The organism is Mycobacterium cajalii, from assembly GCF_045809005.2.
Lineage (GTDB): Bacteria > Actinomycetota > Actinomycetes > Mycobacteriales > Mycobacteriaceae > Mycobacterium.
Genome location: NZ_CM141436.1, coordinates 2,135,695 through 2,154,007, shown reverse-complemented (window position 1 = coordinate 2,154,007; position 18,313 = coordinate 2,135,695). Strand labels below are relative to the sequence as shown.

Here is an 18,313-nt window from a genome sequence, read left to right as displayed (position 1 = left end):
CTGTTCGCTGCCGCGCTGCTGGCTGTCGTGATCGCCGGGGGCGCTGCCTGGTATCTCTGGGCGCACCACGACCCCGCACCTACACCGGACGAGCGCTTCCAATCGCCGGCGTTCGGGCGATCCCCGGATTTACCGGCACCGATGACTGGGAATTGGAAGAGCATTGGGGTCGCGGGGTGTGTTTGGGACATGAGCACGGGTCCACCCGCTATGACATCTATGAGGACATGCACTCGCAAAACCCGAGCGTCACCTACCCTCAGTTGTCGCAGATGATAGATGTCGCTATCGGCGCGTACTGCCCGCAGGAGCGAGGAAAGCTCAGCTGAGTCTCTGGAGCGTCCTGCGCACGCAAAAAAGGCCCCGTCCATCGCCGCATGTGCTCGGTGGTAGCGCAAACCGGAAATGCAACGCCCCGACCTTCAACCCCTCGCGGCGGGAGGGCACGCCCGGGAGGGTTCGTGAATCGCGATAAACCCGCCCCTTGCCAACCGGAGACGATGTTTGCTGGTGTTTGCTGGTGCGTTGCTGGACCACGCCGAGAGCGCGGGTTTCCGAGCAACCCGGTGACCACCCGACCATCCAGCAAACCGACTAGACATGCTTTTGTGTCCCATCCGCGCAACGTGCGCTGCCCAGCAACCTGCATTCGCGTATCAAAACACGTTTTACCTGCATTTTTACCCGTCATCCCTTTTTTGGACAACGTGTCAGAGGCTGCGAAGCGGTCGGGGTCGTCCTTGTAGCAAACATTGCTTGTGATTGTGTGGGTGGATCCACTGAGCGATGGCACCGTGCGTCTACGTCGTTGGACTGAGCATGTGTAGGTGACCATGCGGCTCACGACACTGTTGTTCGCCCTCAGCCTAAGGAAGTCGAGGCGGTGCGCCGAAGCGCGGCGGCTTTTACGGGCTGGCGTCCAAGGCAGAGTCGGATTCTCCGGATTTCAAAGACGCTGTCGGCCAAGAACGTTGGGTCCATAGTCGGTCGAGGTTCGGCTTGACCGACTCGGTTCCCGGTGGAAGCGCGACACGCTCGACTGAGCTGTATATCCGCTCCATGCATGCCTGTACCGCCGCAAGTGCTCGCCGCTTCCCCATGCCCCAGGAAGCCGCTTCGGCTGTCAGATCATCGACGTTGATGCGGTCGATACTCGTCTTGCCGTTAATCACATGGCCTGTGCCCTTGAATGCGGGATCCAGGTACATGACCGGCGAGGCATCGTAGATCGGTGCCAGGGACACGCTCCCATCGCGGCCGATCATCACCGAGTAGTTTTTTGAGTGCGCGTCAGCATTACCAATGACGACGTTAAATGTGACGGCCTGCAGCAACGCCAAGCGAAACCCGTCAGGGTCCAACGCTCTCGGTGCGGCCGCGCGTGCTACGCGTCGTAGCCGCGAGCCTGAGCGAGTTGCTTCGCTGGTGCTCTCGTATTTGGCGGCAGGATCGAGACCTAGCGCTTGACAGAAATCCTCCTGATGCAGCCGATTGCCGTCAGGGCTTCGGTCATAGCGGACCACGACGATGGCCTCGCGTTCACCGAACCGCTCTAATCGCGACTCCGCAGCATTGATGCCTGCTCCGCGTGCCACTCGTAGCGCCCAGTCTTCCGTCTGAATGAGATGCTTTACGGCGCCGCCGAGTGGCTCGGGTTTGATGATGTGCGTTGAGGCCGCACCGGCTTCGGGCCAGCCCCATTCACCGTTGGGAAGCCCTGTGTGACAGGGTTAGGTGAGACAGCAGCAGTAGCCGATTATCGCTACAGGGCGAGACAGGATCACCATTTCCGTGACTATGACGATCGCATCCCTGCAGGGGTGCGCTGATACTGATCAAGTGGACAGCGCGCCGGATCCAGGTGCTCGGGCCCGGCGGCGCACGTTTACCGCTGAGTACAAGGCCCGGATCCTCGATGAGTACGACGCGCTGCCGGCGGGTTCGTCCGAGCGTGGTGCGTTGCTGCGCCGCGAGGGCCTGTATAGCTCGCACATCGCCGAGTGGCGCAAGGCCCGCGACGCCGGTGCCCGTGCCGGGCTGGCGTCGCGGGGCAAGCCGAAACGCAGCGCTGAGCAGGTCGAGCTGGACAAGCTGCGGCGGCGCACCAAGGCGCTGGAAGCCGAGCTGAGCCGCACCAAGCTGGCCCTGGAGATCACGGGAAAAGCACACGCGCTCTTGGAGATGCTCTCCGGGAGCGCGGACTCCGAGCCGAGGTGCAAGCCGTGATCGGCGAGCATCTGCCCGCCCTGGAGGCGGCGACGTCGACGACGCGGGCGTGTGAGTTGCTGGGCGCGTCACGGGCCACGCTGTATCGGCGCCGCAACCCGCCACCACGCCCGGCGCCGCGGGCTCGGCCGGAGCCGCCCAACAAGCTCACCGAGGCCCAACGCCAGCAGATCCTGACGGTGCTGCGATCGGCGGAGTACTGCGATCTGGCACCGGCGCAGGTGTGGGCGCGGCTACTCGATGACGGCATCTACTTGTGCTCGATTCGCACCATGTACCGGCTTTTAGCCATTGCCGGGGAGAATCGGGAGCGGCGCCGTCAGCGCACCCACCCGGCGCGCAAGAAACCCGAGCTGATCGCCACCGCACCCAACCAGGTCTGGTCGTGGGACATAACGAAACTGCAAGGGCCGCAACGCGGTATCTTCTATCAGCTGTATGTGATCATCGACATCTTCTCGCGCTACGTGGTCGGTTGGACCCTCGCTGCCACCGAGACCGGTGAGTTGGCCAAGCAGTTCATCGACGACACGCTGGCCAGCCACGGCATCGAGCCCGGTCAACTGGCCCTACATGCCGATCGCGGCACTTCGATGACCTCCAAGCCGGTCGCCCAACTGCTGACCGACCTGGGTGTGGACCGCAGCCACAGCCGCCCGCATGTATCCAACGACAATCCCTACTCGGAGGCCAATTTCAAGACCCTCAAGTACTGCCCGGCGTTCCCGGCCCGGTTCGGCTCCATCGAAGACGCCCGCGCCTTCTGCGGCGCATTCTTCGATTACTACAACCATGAACATCGTCACAGTGGCATTGCGCTACACACCGCGGCCTCAGTGCACTACGGCACCGCAACCCAGATCCAGGCCCAGCGCGCCGCCACCCTGGATGCGACCTACGCCGCCAACCCCGCCAGATTCCGGCACCGCCGACCCACCCCACCGAAACTGCCCACCGTCGCCTGGATCAACCAACCAACCCCCGAAGCACTCATCAAATCCGCGTAAGAAACTGTCTCACCGGCCTTGACATGTTCCGAAGAGCTACTAACAGCACTTTGTCCTGAATGCCGGCGAGCGATGCCTGTGGTGTGGCGCCCTCGGGCAGGTGGTAGGTCGGCAGGTCCGTAATCAGACTGTCGACCTCCTGTTTCGTCAAACGGCGGACCTGGCCGGCACCGGGCTTTGCGCCGTCGAGAAGGATCTGGACAGCACCGGCACATTCCGCGCCTACCCGTTCTAATAGCGTCATCGTGTCGTTGGTTGGTACGCGAGCCTCAGTGGCGATGTGACGACGCAGGTTGCCCTCCGGCAGAAGACCTTCGATGAACGCCGACACTTGCAACTTGCCGTCACGGTCTTGGATGGGTTTTCGCGAGATGGGTAACGCCAAGGACAGGACTCGGCTTCCCTCGCCGAAGGTGTCGAGCGCCTCCCCGGTGAAATCCAGACGCAGGCGAAACCGGCGTGGCTCACTCAGCCTTGCGACGTGGACGCCGTACAACCAAACGTCAAGCGCTTTGCGTGCCATCGACTGTCGTCACTCGGGAGAACTTCGGCACCAGCGCAAGCGCGATGCCGCACTCCGAAAGTGCGCGCAGCGCTATGTCGACGCTGACAGATTCCCCCCGCTCAAGACGGGAGATGGTCATACGAGTGACTCCGATACGGTTGGCGAGCTCATCTTGGTTGAAGCCTCTGTCTTGGCGCGCGCGCCGGATGTGTTCGCCGAGTTCGATGGTGTCGTATACAAGCGGAACAGGATGATACATATTTCGATCATACGACTGGCATGTCCAAATGATCAATATTTCGATCATTTCAGCCGGATGCTCGGATGATCGAAATATATAGCACACACGTCCATCGTGACGGCCTGGACTCAGAACTAACGATATGAGACGCATCCTGCAGGTCCCGCTCGGGCAGAGGAAGACCCAGGCCACCCTCGTCGACAAAACACCCTGGTGGCCAGCAAAACGCGAGTAGCATTGCCAGCCAGGTTTGGGAAGGGCATGGGGATGTTGCGGGCGGTGGGATGCAGCTTCGCTTCATAAGCGTCCCGGCGCTGATCGCCGAAGCCGGCGGTGATCCGTGGGCAATCAACAACAGCCTGCAGGCGGGTAGCCCCGCGCACGTCTCGGATCTCGCAGCGGCATTTCACACTGCGGGCCGAAGCACCGCCGAGGCCGACCACTCATTCGACATGGCTCGTCGCCGCTTCGACGCCGCCTGGAACCACCAGAATGGCGATCACCCGATCAACGATTCCGCCGAAGTCCAACGGGTGACCAAATCGCTGGGTGCGCAGTCCCTGCAACTGCCGAAGATCGCAGCCGATCTCGAAGGCATCGCCGCGTCGCTGGCCGAGGCGCAGAAAAGCGCCGCCGGCCAGATCGCGACGCTTGACGCCCAGCTGGTGCAGCTCGACGACTTGATCGGCCAAGCGCTGCAACTCGAGCACGACCCCACCCTCAGCGCGGCGGACCGAGACGCTCTGAACACGTTGATCGCCAATTGCGAAGAGGATGCCATCGCCGACACCAAAGCGGCAGTGGCCCAAATCGAGTCGGTACGCAGCGGGTACTCGAAGTGCCTACAGGCGTCGCTGACCACGCTGCGCACCGATGGATACGATCCCACGGCCCTCGACCCCGTTGATGCGCAGGAGAAACCCGAGCAGATTCAGATTCCGCCGCCGAACACCAATCCTGAGGACGTCAAGAGATGGTGGGACTCTCTGAGCCGGCAACAACGCGATCAGCTGATCGCTCAGCACCCGCCAGAACTGGGCAACCTCAACGGTATTGACACAGACGCACGCGACAACATCAACCAGGCCGTGATGAACGACGACATCGCCCGGGTGGAAGGCACCGCTTCGAGCCAGCACGTATCGGTCGATCAGGTCACCCAACACCCGCAGCAATACGGCCTCACGCCCACGGCAATCACCCGCTACACCAACGCTTTACAGACCCGCAACGGCCTCAAGACAGACGCCACCAACCCCGACGGCAGCAAGAACCCCGTCTTCCTGCAAACCTACGATCCCGAGGCCTTCGACGGACGCGGCCGCGAAGCCATCGCGATCGGCAACCCCGACAAGGCCGACAACACCACCGTCCTGGTGCCGGGGACGGGCAGCAGTGTGCGCGACGGCTACTTGAGCCACACCGAGGGGCGAAATCTCTACAACGAAGCTCGACGAGTTGACCCGAACCGATCCGACGCGGTCCTGGTGTGGATGGGATACCACGCCCCCGACAGCGCCATCGACCCCCAGATCGGGCAAACCACGCTGGCCAGACAAGGAGGCGGCCTGCTCACCGGAGACGTCAACGCGCTCGCCGTCACGCACCGGGCGGGGGCCTCCCATGTGAGCGTGATCGGCCACTCCTACGGTTCGACCACCGTGGCCGACGCCGCAGCGGGTTCCGGGATGCACGCCAACGACGTCGTCCTCGTCGGCTGCCCCGGAACGGACCTGGCCCACAGCGCCGCCGACTTTCACCTCTCCGAAGGCGGTCACGTCTACGTGGGCGCCGCCTCCTCCGACCCGATCACCCACCTCGGCGGCATCCAAGGACATCTACCGGGCACCGGAGTCACCATCGGGCTCGGGAACGATCCCGCCGTGGAAGGCTACGGATCGACCCGGTTCAAAGCCGAGGCCCCCGGCCTGACGTCGCCGTTGAAGGATCACAGCTCCTATTTCACCAACGGTGGCGAATCGTTGTTCAGCATCGCCGACATCGCCTCCGCGCACGGTGACGCACTCGAGCACGACCACATGACCGCTGCGCACCGCGGCAGCTACTGGCTGCCCGACGAAGTCGACCCGGAGACTTTCCGGGAACCAACAGGGGGCCACTACCATTGAATGTCTCGATGGACCGACCCAAGAGAAGCGACGCCGCAGCACTGCGTGCGGTGATTGCCGCCCTCGTCGCGGCCATGCTCGCCATCGCCATCCAATCCTGCAGCACCGTAAAGAATCTCAGCGAGGGGGTACCTAACCCAATGACTCCCGATCAGTCCAAGGCGCAAGTCGTCAATGCCGCACGAGAGATCGTCGCAACGCTAAGACTCAAAGACGTCTCCGGGCATTTCAGCCGTGAGTCCTGCAACGACCAAGCCGTCGCACCCTTCCGCGGAGTCGTCGGGCTCAGCTACGACCACGCACCGACTCTCGAAGCATCCCAAGCCCAGATTCAACAGATGATCGGTGTGCTCAAGGAGCACGGGTGGTCAGCGCCGAGCGACTTCCACAGTCATTCCCCCGCCGTGACCAAACAGAACGTCACGGCCGTCTTCGATCCCTACTCCCCCGTTCAAGACGCGGGCGGCTCGATCACCCTCTACGGCGAATGCCGGGACATGACCACCAGACAGAACGCGGTCCCGGAGCCGATACCGGCGGATCAGTTGGCCTGACGCTGCCACCACCAGGGACCGGCGCAGCCCCCGGTCCCTTCGAACGCCCGGGCTGCCGCGGCGCGCGCCAGTTTCCATTGCGGTTACGGACATTTTCCGAACGGTTGTCATACCCCGGTGCCAATATTCAGTGACGAGCCAAACAGGAGCCCGAACATGAGCATCGACGACGACCGAGGCGAAGGGCAGCCGCCAACCACGGCGGCCGCCGACAGTGCTGCGACCGCGATCGGGCCGGCCGCCGACGAGACGGCGATCGTCCCCCCGCTCGCCGACGGCGCGCCCGCGCTGGCCTGGTCGCGCGACGAGGACGACGACACCGCTGTCTCGTGGGGAGCAGCCGCACGACGCGCCGGCATCATCCTCGCCGCCGCCGTCGCGGTTGCGCTCGCTGTCGGGCTCCTGACGTGGCTCGGGTTCTCCATCTACGGCAAGACCAAGCCGAGCTCCGCCGGGCGGGCCACGAAGCCTGCCGCTACGGTCCCGGCGGCCGCACCGGTCCCGGCGGCCGCACCGGTCCCGGCGCCGTCGACGGTGACGGTCACCCCGGCGCCCCCGCCGACGGTCACGGTGCAAGCAGCCCCACCGCCTCCCGTCCATGGCGACGGCGCCGCGCCGCCGCCCGCCGGCGACCGCACCGACGTCTTCACCATCTGCCCGGACGGGCACGAAGGCGTCGTCGGCGGACACACCAGCTGTGCGTTCGCCGAAAACGTGCGCCGAATCTTCTACGCCACGGGCATGTCCGACAACTTCACCGCGTTCTCACCGGTCACCGGGGAGGCCTACGAGATGACCTGTGTCGGCAGATACCCCGCATTTTTCGACGACGGATCGACGATGATCTCGACCCGGTGCTACGGCGGGGACGACGCCGAAGTGGTCATCTGGTGATGGCGCCGGCCTCGCGCGGTCCGACCGCGGGTGTCATACGACCGACTACTCTGAACCTATTGCGCTGCAAACGATCCCACGACGTCGATCAGGTCTTCCGGCGCCTCCCAGTTCAGCAGGTGTCCCGCATCGGGCACCTGCACCAGCCGTGCGCCGGGTATCCCCGCCGCGAGCCGGCGCGAATGGGTTGGCGGCGTGGTGCTGTCGGCGGTGCCGACCATGACCGCGGTCGGAACCCGAATCTCGCCCAGCCGCGGGTAGCGGTCCTCGCGCGAGAAGGCCCGCACGATCGGCAGCAGCGGCCCGTGCTCGTCGAGGTGCCGGTTGAAGAACTCGACGAACACCGAGACCATCGCCGGCGACGGATGCGCCCCGCACTGCGCGGCGCCGAACAATGCCGCGACGCTCCGGTTGCGCAGCGCCGCTTGCAGGATGCCGTACTGCAGCAGCGGGATCTGCAGCCGATTCTGCGGCGCCCCGTCCAGGATGCGGCCGGCCCAGGTGGCGAACAGCACCAGCCCGCGCAGCCGGCACGCCACGTCGGGGTGGTCGAGCACCGCCCGGATGCTGACGAACCCGCCCATGGAGTGCCCGACGAGCACGCCGTCGCGCACCTCGAAGTGCCGCAACACCGCGGCCACGTCGGCGGCCATGGATTTGGAACCGACACCGTCGGCGCCCAGCGCCGAATGCCCGTGCCCGCGCTGGTCGAATGCAATGACGCGAAACCCCCTGGCCTGCAATCCTTCCCACACCAGGTTCCACTCCAGGATGCGCGCGCCGTAGCCGTGGACGAGGACGACGGGCGGTCCCTGCCCGGCGGCCAGCGCGTGCAGCACGGTCCCGTCGGGGCGGGTGATCCGAACCTGCTCGCCCCGGGGCTCGGCGAGCAACCGCTCGCGCGCAACGGGGTCCGGGTTGTGCTGGATGCGCGCGACCGCCACCCGCGCCACCCCCCACGCCGAACCCACCGCACCGGCCGCCGCCGCACCGGCAGCGAGCTTTGCCCTCACCGCATACCTCCCGCCGATACGGTACGCGCCGGGCACCGCCGCGGCCATCCGTGAAAGACTCCGTGGAGTTCAGTGGCCACCGACCCGAGGGCACCCGTGACGACTTCCGACACACCATCATCCGACCCGCAGCCGCCCCCGTTGCCGGAGGTGATGAACGAGCTGATCCTGGGCGCCTGGCTGTCGCAGGCGATCACCACGGCCGCCGATCTGGGGGTGGCCGACGCGTTGGCGTCCGGGCCACTCCCCCTCGACGAACTGGCCGGCAGGGTCGGCGCCAACCCCGACGCGCTGCGCCGGCTGCTGCGGACATTGACCAGCCGGGACATCTTCGCCCTGCGCGCCGACGGCCGCTACGCGCTGACCCCGCTGGCCGACCTGTTGCGTTCCGACGCACCGGTGTCGATGGCGGCCATGGCGCGCTTCGTCGGCTCGCGCCAGCATCGCGAGCATTGGAGCCTGCTGACGGAGGCGATCAAGACCGGCACCTCCGTCGTCAAGAAGCTACGCGGCAAGAGCTTCTTCGAATACATGGGCGACGACACCGAATTCGGGCAGATCTTCAACGACACGATGACGGGCTTGTCCAGTGCGGCGATCGGACCCGTCGTGCAGGCCTACGACTTTGCGCCCTACGGCACCGTCGTCGACGTCGCCGGCGGTCACGGCCGCCTGCTCGCCGCGATCCTGGAGTCGGCACCCGAGGCACAGGGCGTGCTCTACGACCTGCCCGACGTCGTCGCCGGGGCGATGCCGCTGCTGCGGGAACTTGGTGCGGCGGAACGGGTTCGACTTGCCGAGGGGTCGTTCTTCGACGGTGTCCCCGCCGGCGGCGACGCCTACGTCCTCAAGCACATCATCCATGACTGGGACGACGGCCCGTGCGTGCAGATCCTGCGCAACGTGCGAGCGGCCGGGGGCGCCGGCGCCACGCTCCTGCTGGTCGAGGCGGTCGTACCCGAGGACGACAGCGCACCCGTCGCAAAATTGGTCGACATGGAGATGCTGCTGATCAACAACGGCCGGGAACGCACCGTCGAGGAGTACCGCCGCCTGCTCGGGGACGCCGGCTTCGAGATGACCCGCGTGGTGGAAACCGCGTCGCGGTTCAGCATCATCGAGGCCCGCGCGACGTGACGCCGCGTCCGTAGGCCCGTCAGTTGCCGGGCTTGCCCGGGGCGGCCGGGCCGCCGGCCTCGCTCGCCGGCTTCGGTCCCCCGCTGCCGGTCAGGTAGTTCGGGCAGTAGTGGGCGGCCGACAGCGTGGTGAACTTCGCGGCACCGGCACCCTGGAACTCCGGGTTGCGGTTGCGCAGCTCCGTCACGATCTCCGCGGCCGACGACCCGTCGTCGAGCAGGGAACACACCGATTTGGCCGCGCTGATGGCCAGGTCGGGATTCTTGTAGGTGATGTCGGCGGCGCGCAGCTGCGTCAGGAAGTCCTGATCGTTGTTGACGTCGGCGTGCGCCGGTGCGGCTATGCCGATCGCAGCGGCCACACAAGTGAGCGGAAGTAGAAATTTCATAACCCGACAATTCTCGCGCACGCCGCGGCGGGCCGACATGCCCGGCGGCAAACTGTAGGTGAACTTTCCGAAGCCACCGGCCACCCAGCCGCTACGCTGCAGGCGCCCGCGAAGCCCGCGTAACCCACGGAACGCGCGGCAAGGGCCGCCGAGCGGGCGACGATTCGGGCAGCGCGCGGACCGGCCGTGGCTCGGGCGACTCCCAGACGCCGCCGGCGAGCACCCCCGGCAGTCCCGCCTCGCTGGCCACGAACACCGGGCGCACACCCCGGGCGGACTGCCGGTGGAAATCCCGCAGCGCGGCGAACGCCCACCTGCCCAGCAGGCAGATCGCCACCAGGTTGACGATGGCCATCAGCGCCATCGTGAGATCGGCCAGCGCCCACACCAGCGTCAGCTGCGACATCGCGCCCACCGCCATCGACAGCAGGGTCACGCCCTTGAGCGCGTTGATCGCCGGCCGCCGGCCACCCAGGAAGAAGAGGTTGGCCTCGGCGCACACGTAGTTGCTCAGCACCGAGGCGAACGCGAAGACGAACACCACCGACGTCATCACCACCGTGGTCCACGAGCCGAGACCCGCGGCGATCGCCGACTCCGTCAGGCTGGCACCGGCGAGCGCACCCGGGTGCGCCGGATCGTAGACCCCGGGCCCCGACATCAACACGATGAAGGCCGTCGCCGTGCAGATCACCATGGTGTCGACGAACACCGCGAGCGACTGGATCAGCCCCTGTTCCACCGGATGCGCCACGGTCGCGGCGCCGGCGATGTTGGGCGAACTGCCCAGACCGGCCTCGCACGCGAACAGGCCCCGCTTGACCCCGGTCAGCATGGCCACCGCGATGCCACCGGCAAAACCGCCCGCCATCTGCCTGACCCCGAACGCCCCGCCCACGATCTCCTCGATCACCGCCGGCAGCTGGGCGATGTTGACGGTCACGATCGCCAGGGCCAGCAACGCATACACCAGCGCCACCACCGGCAGCACCAATCCCGCGAACTTCGCGACGCTGCGCACCCCGCCGAACAGCACCGGCGCTGCGAGCAAGATCAAACCCGCTGTCGTCCAGCCGGTCCCGATGCCGTGCGACGATTTCAACACCCCGCTGATCGCATTGGTCTCCACCATGTTGAACGCGGTGGCAAAGCTGCACACCAGCAGGATGGCGAACAAGACGCCGCCCGCCCTCGAGCGCAGCCCGTGCTGGATGTAGAACGCGGGGCCACCGCGGAAGGCCCCGTCCTCGGAGCCGACCTTGAAGATCTGCGCCAGGGTCGCCTCGATCACCGCGGTGGCCATGCCGACCGCGGCCACCACCCACATCCAGAAAATGGCACCGGGCCCGCCGACGGTGAGCGCGATCGCGACCCCGGCGATGTTGCCGGTGCCCACTCGCGACGCCAAGCCGACGCAGAACGCCTGAAACGACGAGATCCCGCCGTGCCCGCGACGGGATCTGCGGAGCTGGCGCAGCATGCGGCCGAAGTAACGGATCTGGACGAATCTGGTGCGCACCGTGAAATACATGCCGACGCCGATGAGCAGATAGACGAGGATGCGCGTATTGAGGATTTCGCTGAGTGGATCGACCAATTGCCGCTGCAGAACGTCCAAATTCGCATCCTCGAGGAAAGCCGGGCGCCGTCCGACGAAGCTTAAATTCGGAATGTTGACAACACGTTTCGCCGATCGAACCCCGGTAGCGCGAATGTAAAAAGACGATCACGACCGGCGCGACCGGTCAGCCCCCGTTCGGGGGCGCGGGGCCGCTGCCCAGCGCGTCCGGGCAGTAGACGTTGGCCGCGATCGCGGTGAACTTCGCGGCGTTGTCGCCCTGCAGCTTGGGGTTGAGTTTCTGGACACTTTTGACGATGTCGGCCATCTGCGTGCCCTGGCCGGCCATGTTGCAGACGGCCTTTCCGGCCGCTATCGCCCGGCCCGGATCCGAATACGTGATGCCGGCCGCCTGCAGCGTCGCGAGGAATTGGTCATCGGGGGCGTCGGCGTGCGCGGGCACCGCCATGCCGAGCATGACGGCAAGCCCGATCAGCGCAGCGCACAATCTCATACCGCCCCGATCGTCTCAGAGCGACCACGAGGCGTCAACGGTAGGTTGACAGCGCCGCTGCCGTCAACCTACCGTTGACGCATGCCGGATGCCACGCCGATCTCCTACCCTGTCCGCCTCGACGACCTGATCACCGTCATCAAACAGGTCCACCCCGACGTGCTGGACCAGCTCGCCGACGCCGTCCTGGCCGCCGAGCACCTCGGCGAGATCGCCGACCACCTCATCGGGCACTTCGTCGACCAGGCCCGCCGCTCCGGGGCGTCCTGGACCGACATCGGCAAGAGCATGGGCGTCACCAAACAGGCCGCCCAGAAGCGGTTCGTCCCGCGCCCCGAAGCCACGACACTCGACCCCCAGCAAGGCTTCGGTCGCTTCACGCCGCGGGCCCGCAATGCCGTCGTCGCCGCGCAGAACGCCGCGCACGAGGCGGGCGCCGCCGAGATCACCCCCGACCATCTGCTCCTCGGCCTGCTCGGCGACCCCACCGCGCTGGCCACGATGCTGCTGCACCGCCGGCGCGTCGACACCGACGCGCTGCGCGCGGCCGTGACCCCCTCACCGTCGGATGACCCCGCACCGGCCACGACACCGGAGCTGATCCCGTTCAGCGGCCCGGCCCGCAAGGCCCTCGAACTGACCTTCCGCGAGGCGCTGCGGCTGGGCCACAACTACATCGGCACGGAGCACCTGCTGCTGGCGCTGCTGGAACTCGAGGGCGGGGACGGCCCGCTGCACCGCTGCGGCGCCGACAAAGACCGTGTCGAGGCCGACCTCGCCGACGCCCTCGACGCGCTCGCGGGCGGCGCAAACCTCGACGGCGGCCCAGCTCACGACGGTTGATCCGGCCGCGCCGACCCCTCCCCGGCGCAGCGCCGGGTGTGCGATCATGCCAAGATGCGCCGCTGGCTGATCGTCTTGTCGACCGTCCTCGTCGCCGCTGCGAGCGCCACCGGCGTGGGTTTGGCGGGCTGGGCCGCACCGCGGGCCCTGGCCGGCGACGCCCCGATCGGTCACCTCGGTGACACCCTGCGCGTGGACAACGGCGACTACATCGCCGACGTCACCGTCAGCAGCGTGGGCCCTTGCGACCCGCCGCCGGGATTCGGCTACATCCGCAGCGGCACCTACAAGGGCTTCCCGGGCAGCACCGTCGAGCGCGCCGACGTGACCGTGCGCGCGGTCCGGGTGCCCACCCCGTTCATCCTGGCGACCGACTTCGCCTTCGACGGGGTGACCCCGAACGCCGACGCCTACGTGCCGCGCACCTCCGACGCGCCCGACGCGCTGGACAACGTGCTCATCAACGCACCCAACGGTGCGATCGTGCGCGGCGAGGTGTACTGGGACGCCTACCGCGACCCGGTCTCCACCGTCGTCCTGCTGGACAAGAAGACGGGTTACCATCTCGCGCAATGGAATCTCTGACCCGAGCCGTCCACCCGGCAACGGCGGATTCCGTCGACGAGTTGGCCGCCGTTGCCGCGCTTACCTTTTCGTTGGCGTGCCCGCCGTCGGTGCCGCCCGAGAGCGTGGCCTCGTTCATCGGTGCGAACCTGTCCGCCGCGCGCTTCGCGCAGTACCTGGCCGACCCGGACCGGGCGGTGCTCGCCGCACGCCAGGACGACCGGATCATCGGTTACGCCATGCTGGTTCGCGGCGTGGGTGACGACGCCGACGTGCAGCGGGCCGTCGACCTCCGCCCGGCCGCCGAGCTCTCGAAGATGTACATGCTCGCCGAGCAGCACGGCACCGGGGCCGCGGCGGCGCTGATGGCGCGGGCGCTGGACACCGCACGACGGTGGGGCGCCCGCTGCGTGTGGCTGGGTGTCAACCAGAAAAATGAACGCGCACAACGCTTTTACACCAAGAGCGGCTTCCGCGTGAGCGGCACCCGGACGTTTCAGGTGGGCGCCCGCCGCGAGGACGACTACGTCATGGTCCGCGAGATTCGCTGACCCCGCGTCCGGAAGCGGCCCCTGCGTGCGCGAACGCCGCCGACGTGCTGCAATCAAGCTCATGCCCGACTCCGAGGCGATCGACACCCCGCTGACCCAGCTGGGGTCCGCCCGCGAGCTCGACGAGGGCGAACTGTCCCTGCTCTACGACTATCCCCGGCGGGACGGCACGTGGGTGCGCGCCAATTTCATCACCAGCGTGGACGGCGGCGCCACCACCGACGGCACCAGCGGCGCGATGGGCGGGCCCGGGGACCGGATGGTCTTCAACCTGCTGCGCGAGCTCGCCGACGTCATCGTCGTCGGGGCGGGCACCGTGCGGGTCGAGGGGTACTCCGGCGTGCAGGTGGGCGCCGGCCAGCGGCAGCGCCGGCAGGCCCGCGGCCAGAGCGAGGTCCCGCAACTGGCGATCGTCACCCAGGCGGGCCGCCTGGATCGCGACATGACGGTGTTCACCCGGACCGAGGTGCCGCCGCTGGTGCTCACCAGCTCGGCGGCCACCGACGAGGCGCGCCGGCTGCTCGGGGAGGTCAGCGAGGTCGTCGACTGCTCCGGCGACGATCCCGGCACGGTGGACGAGGCCGCGCTGCTGGCCCACCTCGCGGCCCGCGGGATGCGCCGCATCCTGACCGAGGGCGGCCCGATGCTGCTCGGCTCGCTGATGCAGCGCGACCTGCTCGACGAGCTGTGCCTGACGATCGCGCCCTTCGTGGTCGGCGGCCAGGCGCGCCGCATCGCGACGGGCCAGGGCCAGCTGCTGACCCGGATGCGCTGTGCCCACGTCCTGACCGACGACGCCGGCTACCTCTACACCCGCTACGTGCGCACCTAGCTAGGGTGGTCGTCATGCGTCGGCCCCTCACGTCCGTTGCGGCCCTGCTCGCGGTGAGCACGGTGCTGGCCGGCTGTGTCCCGGGCCTGCCCGCCGACCCGCGCTTCGCCACCGACTCCGGCGCCCGGCCGCAGGGGGCGGCCCCGAGCAAGCCGAAGCCGAGCGGGCCGCCGCCGATCGCCGCACCCAAGAACGACCTCTCCTGGCGCGACTGCACGTCGCGGGTGTTCACCGACGCGGCCGTCCCCGCCCCCGCCGGTGTCCGGCTGGACTGCGCCACCTACGACACCGACCTCGACCCGATCAACGGCGGGTCGGGAACCCTGACCATCGGGGCGGTCCGCGCCCGGTCGGATCGCACCCCGCGCGACGCCGGTCCGCTGGTGTTCACCACCGGCTCCGACCTGCCGTCCTCGGCGCAGCTGCCGGTGTGGCTGGCGCGGGCGGGCGCCGGCGTGCTGCAAACCCACCCGATCGTCGCCGTCGACCGCCGCGGCATGGGGATGTCGACCCCGATCGACTGCCGCGACCACTTCGACCGGGACGCGATGCGCAACCAGGCACAATTCCAGCGCGGCGACGACCCCGTCGCCAACCTGTCCGACATCTCCAACACCGCCACCACCAACTGCACCGACGCCATCGCGCCGGGCGCCTCCGCCTACGACAACGTGCATGCCGCCTCCGACATCGAGCGGCTGCGCACCCTGTGGGACGTGCCCGCGGTCGCGCTCGTGGGAGTCGGCAACGGCGCCCAGGTGGCGCTCACCTACGCCTCGTCGCGGCCGGGCAAGGTCGCCCGGCTGATCCTGGACTCCCCGGTCGCGTTGGGAACCGGCGCCGAGGCGGCCGCCGAGCAGCAGGTCAAGGGCCAGCAGGCCGCGCTCGACGCGTTCGCCGCCCAGTGCGCGGCGCTGAACTGCGCGCTGAGCCCCGACCCCAAGGGCGCCGTCAGCGCGCTGCTGTCCGACGCGCGCGCCGGCCGGGGCCCCGGCGGGGCGTCGGTGGCGCAGGTGGCCAACGCCATCACCGTCGCCCTGGGCTACCCGTCCGGCGGGAGCACCGACACCGTCTCGAGCCTGGCCGACGCGCTGGCCAGTGCCCGTTCCGGCGACGTCGATCCGCTGAACACCCTGATCAGCCACGCCGACGCCACCCAGGACACCGACGGCCAGTTCGTCAACTCCTGCAGCGACGCGGTCAACCGCCCCACCCCCGACCGGGTCCGCGAACTCGTGGTGGCGTGGGGCAAGCTCTACCCGCAGTTCGGCACGGTCGGCGCGCTCAACTTGGTCGAATGCGTGCACTGGCCCACGAGCTCGCCGCCGGCGCCGCCGAAAGACCTGAAGATCGACGTGTTGCTGGCCGGCGTGCAGAAGGACCCGATCGTGGGCACCGGTGGCGTCGCCGCGACGGCGGCCCTCATCATCAACGCCAACGCGGCCAGCAAGCGGGTGATGTGGCAGGGCATCGGACACGGTGCGAGCATCTATTCCGCGTGCGCGATCCCGCCGCTGATCGCCTACCTCAACGACGGCAAGCTGCCCGGCACCGACACTTACTGTCCCGCCTGAGTCCCTTGCCCCGGCCCGCGTTGCCCCGGTGTACGGTTCGCTCGTGACGGCAGCTGACTCGACCCGAACCGGCTGGGGTGACCGGATCCTGACCGCTTTTCGTCCCCGCACCGGCGCACCCGGCGCGGCGGCTGTCGTGCGGTCGGCGTTGTGGCCGGTGGCCATCCTGTCGGTGCTGCACCGCAGCATCCCGCTTTCCCTCAACGGCAACATCACCGACGACTTCAAGCCGGTGTACCGGGCGGTGCTGAACTTCCGGCACGGCTGGGACATCTACAACGAGCACTTCGACTACGTCGACCCGCACTACCTGTACCCGCCCGGCGGCACGCTGCTGATGGCGCCGTTCGGATACCTGCCCTTCACGCCGTCGCGCTACCTGTTCATCCTGATCAACACCGTGGCCATCCTGATCGCCTGGTACCTGCTGCTGCGGATGTTCAAGTTCACGCTGTCCTCGGTGGCCGCGCCCGCCTTGCTGACGGCCATGTTCGCCACCGAGACGGTGACCAGCACGCTGGTGTTCACCAACATCAACGGCTGCGTCCTGTTGGCGGAAATCCTGTTCCTGCGCTGGTTGCTGGACGGCCGGGTCGGCCGGCAGTGGTGGGCCGGTGTCGCGATCGGTCTGACGCTCACGCTCAAACCGCTGCTCGGACCGCTGCTGTTGCTGCCGCTGCTGAACCGGCAGTGGCGCGCGCTGGTGCCGGCCTTCGTGATCCCTCTGGTGATCAACGCGGCGGCGTGGCCGCTGGTCAGCGACCCGATGGACTTCGTCACCCGCACGGTGCCCTACATCCTGGGCACCCGCGACTACTTCAACAGCTCCATCGAGGGCAACGGCGTGTACTTCGGCCTGCCCACCTGGCTGATCGTGTTCATGCGGATCCTGTTCACGCTGCTGGCGATCGGCGCCCTGTGGCTGCTGTACCGCTACTACCGCACCCGCGACCAACTGTTCTGGTTCACGAGCTCGACGGGCGTGCTGCTGCTGTGGTCGTGGCTGGTGCTGTCGCTGGCCCAGGGCTACTACTCGATGATGCTGCTCCCGTTCCTGATGACCGTGGTGCTGCCCAACTCGCTGATCCGCAACTGGCCGGCGTGGCTGGGCATCTACGGCTTCATGACGCTGGACGACTGGCTGATCTACAAGTGGATGCGGTACGGCCGCGCTCTGCACTACCTGAAGATCACCTACGGCTGGTCGCTGCTGCTGATCGTGGCGTTCACCGTGCTGTACTTCCGCTACCTGGACGCCAAGGCCGAGGACAGATTGGCCGAGGGGATCGACCCCGCCTGGTTGCCGGCCGGCCGCGCTACCGTTGACTCATGACCAGTCCCAAGGTGCAACTGAGCGACGCCGAGTGGCGGCAGAAACTCACGCGTGAGGAGTTCGAGGTGCTTCGCCGTGCCGGCACCGAGCGGCCGTTCACGGGCGAATACACCGACACCACCACCGAAGGCATCTACCAATGCCGGGCCTGCGGTGCCGAATTGTTCCGCAGCACCGAGAAATTCGAGTCGCACTGCGGCTGGCCGTCGTTCTTCGACCCGTCGAGCTCCGACGCGGTGATCCTGCGTTCGGACACTTCACTGGGGATGACCCGCACCGAGGTGCTGTGCGCCAACTGCCACAGCCACCTGGGGCACGTGTTCACCGGCGAGGGCTACCCGACGCCCACGGACCAGCGCTACTGCATCAACTCGATCTCGCTGCGACTGGTCCCGACGGGCTCGTAGCCGGGCCCCAGCCTCGCGACACATAACCAGTTGCGACGACACG

At 67.5% G+C, this 18,313-nt stretch carries 20 protein-coding genes; 13 read left to right on the top strand and 7 right to left on the bottom strand.

Annotated elements, in window-relative coordinates:
* Positions 1–227 precede the first annotated feature (227 nt).
* Entirely contained in the window at positions 228–329 is a 102-nt protein-coding gene (locus ACJ512_RS10395; RefSeq protein ID WP_461480112.1) for a DUF732 domain-containing protein, read from the top strand.
* Positions 330–905: 576 nt separating this feature from the next.
* On the opposite strand, the gene ACJ512_RS10390 is transcribed toward ACJ512_RS10395, so the two are convergent.
* The gene (locus tag ACJ512_RS10390; protein WP_461480111.1) at positions 906–1,622 is read right to left on the bottom strand and encodes a HipA domain-containing protein; all 717 of its coding nucleotides are present in this window, start codon (positions 1,620–1,622) and stop codon (positions 906–908) included.
* Between the two features lie 175 nt (positions 1,623–1,797).
* Here ACJ512_RS10390 and ACJ512_RS10385 point away from each other — a divergent pair.
* Positions 1,798–3,233 (top strand): IS3 family transposase gene (locus ACJ512_RS10385; protein WP_407689799.1). Its coding sequence is split into 2 segments (ribosomal slippage): positions 1,798–2,158 and positions 2,158–3,233, totalling 1,437 coding nucleotides; the frame shifts between segments, so codons are not numbered across the junction.
* Here ACJ512_RS10385 and ACJ512_RS10380 read toward each other — a convergent pair.
* Positions 3,220–3,756, bottom strand: a complete 537-nt coding sequence (locus ACJ512_RS10380; protein WP_461480046.1) for a HipA N-terminal domain-containing protein — start codon at positions 3,754–3,756, stop codon at positions 3,220–3,222. The two genes, ACJ512_RS10385 and ACJ512_RS10380, sit on opposite strands and share 14 nt — an antisense overlap.
* Entirely contained in the window at positions 3,737–4,045 is a 309-nt protein-coding gene (locus tag ACJ512_RS10375) for a helix-turn-helix transcriptional regulator (protein WP_461480045.1), read from the bottom strand. The genes ACJ512_RS10380 and ACJ512_RS10375 overlap by 20 nt, the downstream gene beginning before the upstream one ends.
* Positions 4,046–4,263: 218 nt before the next feature.
* On the opposite strand from ACJ512_RS10375, the gene ACJ512_RS10370 reads away from it, so the two are divergent.
* From ACJ512_RS10370 to ACJ512_RS10360, 3 genes are all read left to right on the top strand, one after another.
* Entirely contained in the window at positions 4,264–6,108 is a 1,845-nt protein-coding gene (locus tag ACJ512_RS10370; protein ID WP_407686970.1) for a putative alpha/beta hydrolase, read from the top strand.
* Between the two features lie 8 nt (positions 6,109–6,116).
* Positions 6,117–6,662: a hypothetical protein gene (locus tag ACJ512_RS10365; protein ID WP_407686971.1), complete on the top strand. Its 546-nt coding sequence runs from the start codon at positions 6,117–6,119 to the stop codon at positions 6,660–6,662.
* 156 nt (positions 6,663–6,818) lie between these two features.
* The gene (locus tag ACJ512_RS10360) at positions 6,819–7,556 is read left to right on the top strand and encodes a hypothetical protein (protein ID WP_407686972.1); all 738 of its coding nucleotides are present in this window, start codon (positions 6,819–6,821) and stop codon (positions 7,554–7,556) included.
* 56 nt (positions 7,557–7,612) lie between these two features.
* On the opposite strand, the gene ACJ512_RS10355 is transcribed toward ACJ512_RS10360, so the two are convergent.
* Positions 7,613–8,569, bottom strand: a complete 957-nt coding sequence (locus ACJ512_RS10355; RefSeq protein WP_407686973.1) for an alpha/beta fold hydrolase — start codon at positions 8,567–8,569, stop codon at positions 7,613–7,615.
* 153 nt (positions 8,570–8,722) lie between these two features.
* On the opposite strand from ACJ512_RS10355, the gene ACJ512_RS10350 reads away from it, so the two are divergent.
* Positions 8,723–9,706 (top strand): methyltransferase, encoded by a 984-nt coding sequence (locus ACJ512_RS10350; RefSeq protein ID WP_407686974.1) that lies wholly within the window; start codon positions 8,723–8,725, stop codon positions 9,704–9,706.
* 19 nt (positions 9,707–9,725) lie between these two features.
* Here ACJ512_RS10350 and ACJ512_RS10345 read toward each other — a convergent pair whose 3' ends face one another.
* From ACJ512_RS10345 to ACJ512_RS10335, 3 genes are all read right to left on the bottom strand, one after another.
* Entirely contained in the window at positions 9,726–10,094 is a 369-nt protein-coding gene (locus tag ACJ512_RS10345) for a DUF732 domain-containing protein (protein WP_407686975.1), read from the bottom strand.
* Between the two features lie 91 nt (positions 10,095–10,185).
* Positions 10,186–11,712 (bottom strand): alanine/glycine:cation symporter family protein, encoded by a 1,527-nt coding sequence (locus ACJ512_RS10340; RefSeq protein ID WP_407686976.1) that lies wholly within the window; start codon positions 11,710–11,712, stop codon positions 10,186–10,188.
* Between the two features lie 127 nt (positions 11,713–11,839).
* On the bottom strand, positions 11,840–12,166 hold the full coding sequence (locus ACJ512_RS10335; RefSeq protein WP_407686977.1) for a DUF732 domain-containing protein: 327 nt from the start codon (positions 12,164–12,166) through the stop codon (positions 11,840–11,842).
* Between the two features lie 81 nt (positions 12,167–12,247).
* Between ACJ512_RS10335 and ACJ512_RS10330 the strand changes: the two genes are divergently transcribed.
* From ACJ512_RS10330 to msrB, 7 genes are all read left to right on the top strand, one after another.
* Positions 12,248–13,009: a Clp protease N-terminal domain-containing protein gene (locus ACJ512_RS10330; protein ID WP_407686978.1), complete on the top strand. Its 762-nt coding sequence runs from the start codon at positions 12,248–12,250 to the stop codon at positions 13,007–13,009.
* A 54-nt stretch (positions 13,010–13,063) separates the two neighbouring features.
* Positions 13,064–13,594 carry a hypothetical protein gene (locus tag ACJ512_RS10325; protein WP_407686979.1) on the top strand — a complete coding sequence of 177 codons (531 nt, stop codon included), beginning with the start codon at positions 13,064–13,066 and terminating at the stop codon, positions 13,592–13,594.
* Complete coding sequence (locus ACJ512_RS10320) at positions 13,582–14,124, top strand: GNAT family N-acetyltransferase (RefSeq protein WP_407686980.1); 543 nt, start codon at positions 13,582–13,584, stop codon at positions 14,122–14,124. Before ACJ512_RS10325 ends, ACJ512_RS10320 begins: the two co-directional genes overlap by 13 nt.
* Positions 14,125–14,185: 61 nt before the next feature.
* Positions 14,186–14,956: a pyrimidine reductase family protein gene (locus ACJ512_RS10315; RefSeq protein ID WP_407686981.1), complete on the top strand. Its 771-nt coding sequence runs from the start codon at positions 14,186–14,188 to the stop codon at positions 14,954–14,956.
* 14 nt (positions 14,957–14,970) lie between these two features.
* Positions 14,971–16,530 carry an alpha/beta fold hydrolase gene (locus ACJ512_RS10310; protein ID WP_407686982.1) on the top strand — a complete coding sequence of 520 codons (1,560 nt, stop codon included), beginning with the start codon at positions 14,971–14,973 and terminating at the stop codon, positions 16,528–16,530.
* A 28-nt stretch (positions 16,531–16,558) separates the two neighbouring features.
* Positions 16,559–17,863, top strand: a complete 1,305-nt coding sequence (aftC, locus tag ACJ512_RS10305) for an arabinofuranan 3-O-arabinosyltransferase (protein ID WP_407686983.1) — start codon at positions 16,559–16,561, stop codon at positions 17,861–17,863.
* The gene (msrB, locus tag ACJ512_RS10300) at positions 17,860–18,270 is read left to right on the top strand and encodes a peptide-methionine (R)-S-oxide reductase MsrB (RefSeq protein WP_407686984.1); all 411 of its coding nucleotides are present in this window, start codon (positions 17,860–17,862) and stop codon (positions 18,268–18,270) included. The genes aftC and msrB overlap by 4 nt, the downstream gene beginning before the upstream one ends.
* Positions 18,271–18,313 lie beyond the last annotated feature (43 nt).

Bases quoted from the DNA above. Each gene is read 5' to 3' on its own strand.
- ACJ512_RS10395 (WP_461480112.1), top strand. From the start codon at position 228: ATGCACTCGCAAAACCCGAGCGTCACCTACCCTCAGTTGTCGCAGATG.
- ACJ512_RS10380 (WP_461480046.1), bottom strand. From the start codon at position 3,756: ATGGCACGCAAAGCGCTTGACGTTTGGTTGTACGGCGTCCACGTCGCA.
- ACJ512_RS10375 (WP_461480045.1), bottom strand. From the start codon at position 4,045: ATGATCGAAATATTGATCATTTGGACATGCCAGTCGTATGATCGAAAT.
- ACJ512_RS10370 (WP_407686970.1), top strand. From the start codon at position 4,264: ATGCAGCTTCGCTTCATAAGCGTCCCGGCGCTGATCGCCGAAGCCGGC.
- ACJ512_RS10365 (WP_407686971.1), top strand. From the start codon at position 6,117: ATGGACCGACCCAAGAGAAGCGACGCCGCAGCACTGCGTGCGGTGATT.
- ACJ512_RS10360 (WP_407686972.1), top strand. From the start codon at position 6,819: ATGAGCATCGACGACGACCGAGGCGAAGGGCAGCCGCCAACCACGGCG.
- ACJ512_RS10350 (WP_407686974.1), top strand. From the start codon at position 8,723: ATGAACGAGCTGATCCTGGGCGCCTGGCTGTCGCAGGCGATCACCACG.
- ACJ512_RS10345 (WP_407686975.1), bottom strand. From the start codon at position 10,094: ATGAAATTTCTACTTCCGCTCACTTGTGTGGCCGCTGCGATCGGCATA.
- ACJ512_RS10335 (WP_407686977.1), bottom strand. From the start codon at position 12,166: ATGAGATTGTGCGCTGCGCTGATCGGGCTTGCCGTCATGCTCGGCATG.
- ACJ512_RS10330 (WP_407686978.1), top strand. From the start codon at position 12,248: ATGCCGGATGCCACGCCGATCTCCTACCCTGTCCGCCTCGACGACCTG.
- ACJ512_RS10325 (WP_407686979.1), top strand. From the start codon at position 13,064: ATGCGCCGCTGGCTGATCGTCTTGTCGACCGTCCTCGTCGCCGCTGCG.
- ACJ512_RS10320 (WP_407686980.1), top strand. From the start codon at position 13,582: ATGGAATCTCTGACCCGAGCCGTCCACCCGGCAACGGCGGATTCCGTC.
- ACJ512_RS10315 (WP_407686981.1), top strand. From the start codon at position 14,186: ATGCCCGACTCCGAGGCGATCGACACCCCGCTGACCCAGCTGGGGTCC.
- ACJ512_RS10310 (WP_407686982.1), top strand. From the start codon at position 14,971: ATGCGTCGGCCCCTCACGTCCGTTGCGGCCCTGCTCGCGGTGAGCACG.
- msrB (WP_407686984.1), top strand. From the start codon at position 17,860: ATGACCAGTCCCAAGGTGCAACTGAGCGACGCCGAGTGGCGGCAGAAA.